General features: G+C 45.8%; 2 tRNA genes and 2 rRNA genes (1 of these 4 cut by a window edge). All 4 read right to left on the reverse strand.

Annotated features, from left to right (window positions below):
• Positions 1–1877 (reverse strand): 23S ribosomal RNA (locus tag HMPREF0106_RS27565) (it extends 1440 nt beyond the left edge of the window).
• A gap of 157 nt (positions 1878–2034) precedes the next feature.
• Positions 2035–2111 (reverse strand) — tRNA-Ala (locus HMPREF0106_RS02315).
• Positions 2112–2181: 70 nt separating this feature from the next.
• Positions 2182–2258, reverse strand: a tRNA-Ile gene (locus HMPREF0106_RS02310).
• Between the two features lie 207 nt (positions 2259–2465).
• Positions 2466–3994, reverse strand: a 16S ribosomal RNA gene (locus tag HMPREF0106_RS02305).
• The 16S and 23S rRNA genes sit together here with 2 tRNA genes alongside, the layout of an rRNA operon.
• Positions 3995–4420 lie beyond the last annotated feature (426 nt).

Here is a 4420-nt window from a genome sequence, read left to right on the forward strand (position 1 = left end):
CTCCTCTTAACCTTCCAGCACCGGGCAGGTGTCAGGCTGTATACGTAATCTTTCAATTTGGCACAGCCCTGTGTTTTTGTTAAACAGTTGCCTGGACCTATTCTCTGCGCCCAACTCTCGTTGGGACCCTTTATCCCGAAGTTACAGGGTCAATTTGCCTAGTTCCTTAACCGTGAATCACTCAAGCGCCTTAGTATATTCAACCCGACTACGTGTGTCCGTTTGCGGTACGGGTACCTTAAAGATTAAGTTTAGCGGATTTTCTTGGGAGTATGTTTACACGCACTATTACCTTATTCCGAAGAATTTGGTATACTATCAGGTTCGACTCTCTTTGTGGATTTGCCTGCAAAGATCAACATCTACACCCTTCAACGGACTATTCCGTCAGTCCGCGGCGCTATCACGCCTCCGTCTCCACGTCACTCCTTAAGGTAGTACAGGAATATTAACCTGTTCTGCCATCGGCCTCACCGTTCGGCTGAGCCTTAGGACCCGACTAACCCTGATCCGATTAGCGTTGATCAGGAAACCTTAGTCTTTCGGCGAGGGGGTTTCTCACCCCCTTTATCGTTACTTATACCTACATTTGCTTTTCCACACGCTCCAGCAAAGCTCACGCTTCACCTTCGACGCAGAGTGGAATGCTCCCCTACCGATGTTAGTGTTTAGTTAACATCCCATAGCTTCGGTAAATTGCTTAATGCCCGATTATTATCCACGCCAAACTCCTCGACTAGTGAGCTGTTACGCACTCTTTAAATGAATGGCTGCTTCCAAGCCAACATCCTAGCTGTCTTAGCAATCTGACTTCGTTAGTTCAACTTAGCAATTATTTCGGGACCTTAGCTGATGGTCCGGATTCTTCTCCTTTAGGACATGGACCTTAGCACCCATGCCCTCACTCCTGGGATCGAACTACTGCGCATTCGGAGTTTATCAAGACTTGATAGGCGGTGAAGCCCTCGCATCTTATCAGTCGCTCTACCTCACAGTAGTAATTCCCAAGGCTGCACCTAAATGCATTTCGGGGAGTACGAGCTATCTCCAAGTTTGATTAGCCTTTCACCCCCACCCTCAGTTCATCCGGAAGCTTTTCAACGCTTATCGGTTCGGTCCTCCAGTTAGTGTTACCTAACCTTCAACCTGACCAAGGGTAGATCACTTGGTTTCGCGTCTACTCCTTCCGACTAATCGCCCTGTTCAGACTCGCTTTCGCTTCGGCTACACATTTTGAAATGCTTAACCTTGCCGGAAAAAGTAACTCGTAGGTTCATTATGCAAAAGGCACGCCGTCACAACTTACGCTGCTCCGACCGCTTGTAGGCGCACGGTTTCAGGGACTATTTCACTCTTCTATTCGAAGTGCTTTTCACCTTTCCTTCACAGTACTGGTTCGCTATCGGTCTCTCGGGAGTATTTAGCCTTACCGGATGGTCCCGGCAGATTCACGCAAGATTCCTCGTGTCCCGCGCTACTCAGGATACCACTACGCTTCGTTTAGCTTCGAATACCGGACTATCACCGTCTATGGTTTCATTTTCCAAAGAATTCTTCTCACTAAAGTTCTTGCGACATCGTGGTCCTACAACCCCAATATTGCCGTAACAACATTGGTTTGGGCTAATCCCCGTTCGCTCGCCACTACTTGGGGAATCATTATTATTTTCTTTTCCTACAGGTACTAAGATGTTTCAGTTCCCTGCGTTAGCTTCCATCCAGGATGGATGACATTCCTTCAGAATGCCGGGTTGTCCCATTCGGAAATCTTCGGATCAAAGGTTATTTGCACCTACCCGAAGCTTATCGCAGCTTATCACGTCCTTCATCGCCTCCGAGAGCCAAGGCATCCGCCATGCGCCCTTGCTTACTTTCTTTCAAACGTTTTATTCTCATAATGGTATTGACCATGGAATTGCTTCCGGCTGTCAATATTGCATATTCGAACACGTACGGTTTGATATATACTTTTAGCTCTTACTTTTAATTTTACTTTTTGTACATCATGTCAAAGATCGTTTCTCTTTTCAGAGATGGTGGAGAATAACGGATTCGAACCGTTGACCCTCTGCGTGCAAGGCAGATGCTCTAGCCAGCTGAGCTAATCCCCCAAGAGGTTGTTCAAGAATATCGTTTTTTAGCTTTTAACTTTCAGCTTTCGCTGTTCCTCATTCTTGAGCTTGGTAGTCCCAGGCAGAGTTGAACTGCCGACCTCTACATTATCAGTGTAGCGCTCTAACCAACTGAGCTATAGGACTAGTTCAACCTTGTCTACCTTTCGTCTAGACTCGGCTTCTTTTTTCTCTTGTTTATCTCTATCTATACTTCTATAGATGGTTGATCTATATATTATAAATAAACAAGTACCAGTAGTACAAAAACAGAACCTTTAAAGTCATTATTTTTAACGATGGCCGTTTTACATTATTCATGTAGAATTGCATCGTCTTACGACATCGCTCCAGAAAGGAGGTGTTCCAGCCGCACCTTCCGGTACGGCTACCTTGTTACGACTTAGCCCCAATTACCAGTTTTACCCTAGGACGCTCCTTGCGGTTACGTACTTCAGGTACCCCCGGCTTTCATGGCTTGACGGGCGGTGTGTACAAGGCCCGGGAACGTATTCACCGCGCCATGGCTGATGCGCGATTACTAGCGAATCCAGCTTCACGAAGTCGGGTTGCAGACTTCGATCCGAACTGAGAGAGGTTTTTGGGATTAGCATCCTGTCGCCAGGTAGCTGCCTTCTGTACCCCCCATTGTAACACGTGTGTAGCCCCGGACGTAAGGGCCGTGCTGATTTGACGTCATCCCCACCTTCCTCACATCTTACGACGGCAGTCTCTCTAGAGTCCTCAGCATGACCTGTTAGTAACTAAAGATAAGGGTTGCGCTCGTTATGGCACTTAAGCCGACACCTCACGGCACGAGCTGACGACAACCATGCAGCACCTTCACAAATGCCTTGCGGCTAACCTGTTTCCAGATTATTCATTTGCAATTTAAGCCCGGGTAAGGTTCCTCGCGTATCATCGAATTAAACCACATGTTCCTCCGCTTGTGCGGGCCCCCGTCAATTCCTTTGAGTTTCACCGTTGCCGGCGTACTCCCCAGGTGGAATACTTAATGCTTTCGCTTGGCCGCTTACTGTATATCGCAAACAGCGAGTATTCATCGTTTACTGTGTGGACTACCAGGGTATCTAATCCTGTTTGATACCCACACTTTCGAGCATCAGTGTCAGTTGCAGTCTAGTGAGCTGCCTTCGCAATCGGAGTTCTTCGTGATATCTAAGCATTTCACCGCTACACCACGAATTCCGCCCACCTCTACTGTACTCAAGACTGCCAGTTTCAACTGCAATTTTACGGTTGAGCCGCAAACTTTCACAACTGACTTAACAATCCACCTACGCTCCCTTTAAACCCAATAAATCCGGATAACGCTCGGATCCTCCGTATTACCGCGGCTGCTGGCACGGAGTTAGCCGATCCTTATTCATATGGTACATACAAAATCCCACACGTGGAATACTTTATTCCCATATAAAAGAAGTTTACAACCCATAGGGCAGTCATCCTTCACGCTACTTGGCTGGTTCAGACTCTCGTCCATTGACCAATATTCCTCACTGCTGCCTCCCGTAGGAGTTTGGACCGTGTCTCAGTTCCAATGTGGGGGACCTTCCTCTCAGAACCCCTATCCATCGTAGTCTTGGTGGGCCGTTACCCCGCCAACAAACTAATGGAACGCATCCCCATCGATAACCGAAATTCTTTAATAGTAAAACCATGCGGTTTTAATATACCATCGGATATTAATCTTTCTTTCGAAAGGCTATCCCCGAGTTATCGGCAGGTTGGATACGTGTTACTCACCCGTGCGCCGGTCGCCATCTTCAGTTTGCAAGCAAACTAAAATGCTGCCCCTCGACTTGCATGTGTTAAGCCTGTAGCTAGCGTTCATCCTGAGCCAGGATCAAACTCTTCATTGTAAAAGTATCTTTTTCATCTGTTAAGATGATTTTTTTGCTCTGTTCAGGACGCCGTAAATTTATTGACCTTATTCAAATACCTATTATCTTCAATCGTATCGCTACTCTCTCGGACAAGTATTGACGGTTCTATTTTTTTACTTGTACTACTTGTATTGTTTATCAATATTTCAAAGAACTTGCTGCTTTCGTTTTAAAAGCGGGTGCAAAGGTAAAGGCTTTATTTTTAACTACCAAACTTTTTCGGAAGTTTTTTTTATTTTTTCTTTTTACTCATTTCTCAGGCTCTCTATGCGAAAGGGAAAGAATGTATAAAAGAAAAACAAAGGCCGTTTTCTTTGCGAATCGGACTGCAAAGATAAGAACTTTATTTATTATACTCCAAAACTTTTTGGAAGTTTTTTTGTTCTTTTCTTTAAGCGCAAT

The organism is Bacteroides sp. D22 (assembly GCF_000163675.1).
In the GTDB taxonomy this organism is placed as follows: Bacteria; Bacteroidota; Bacteroidia; order Bacteroidales; family Bacteroidaceae; genus Bacteroides; species Bacteroides xylanisolvens.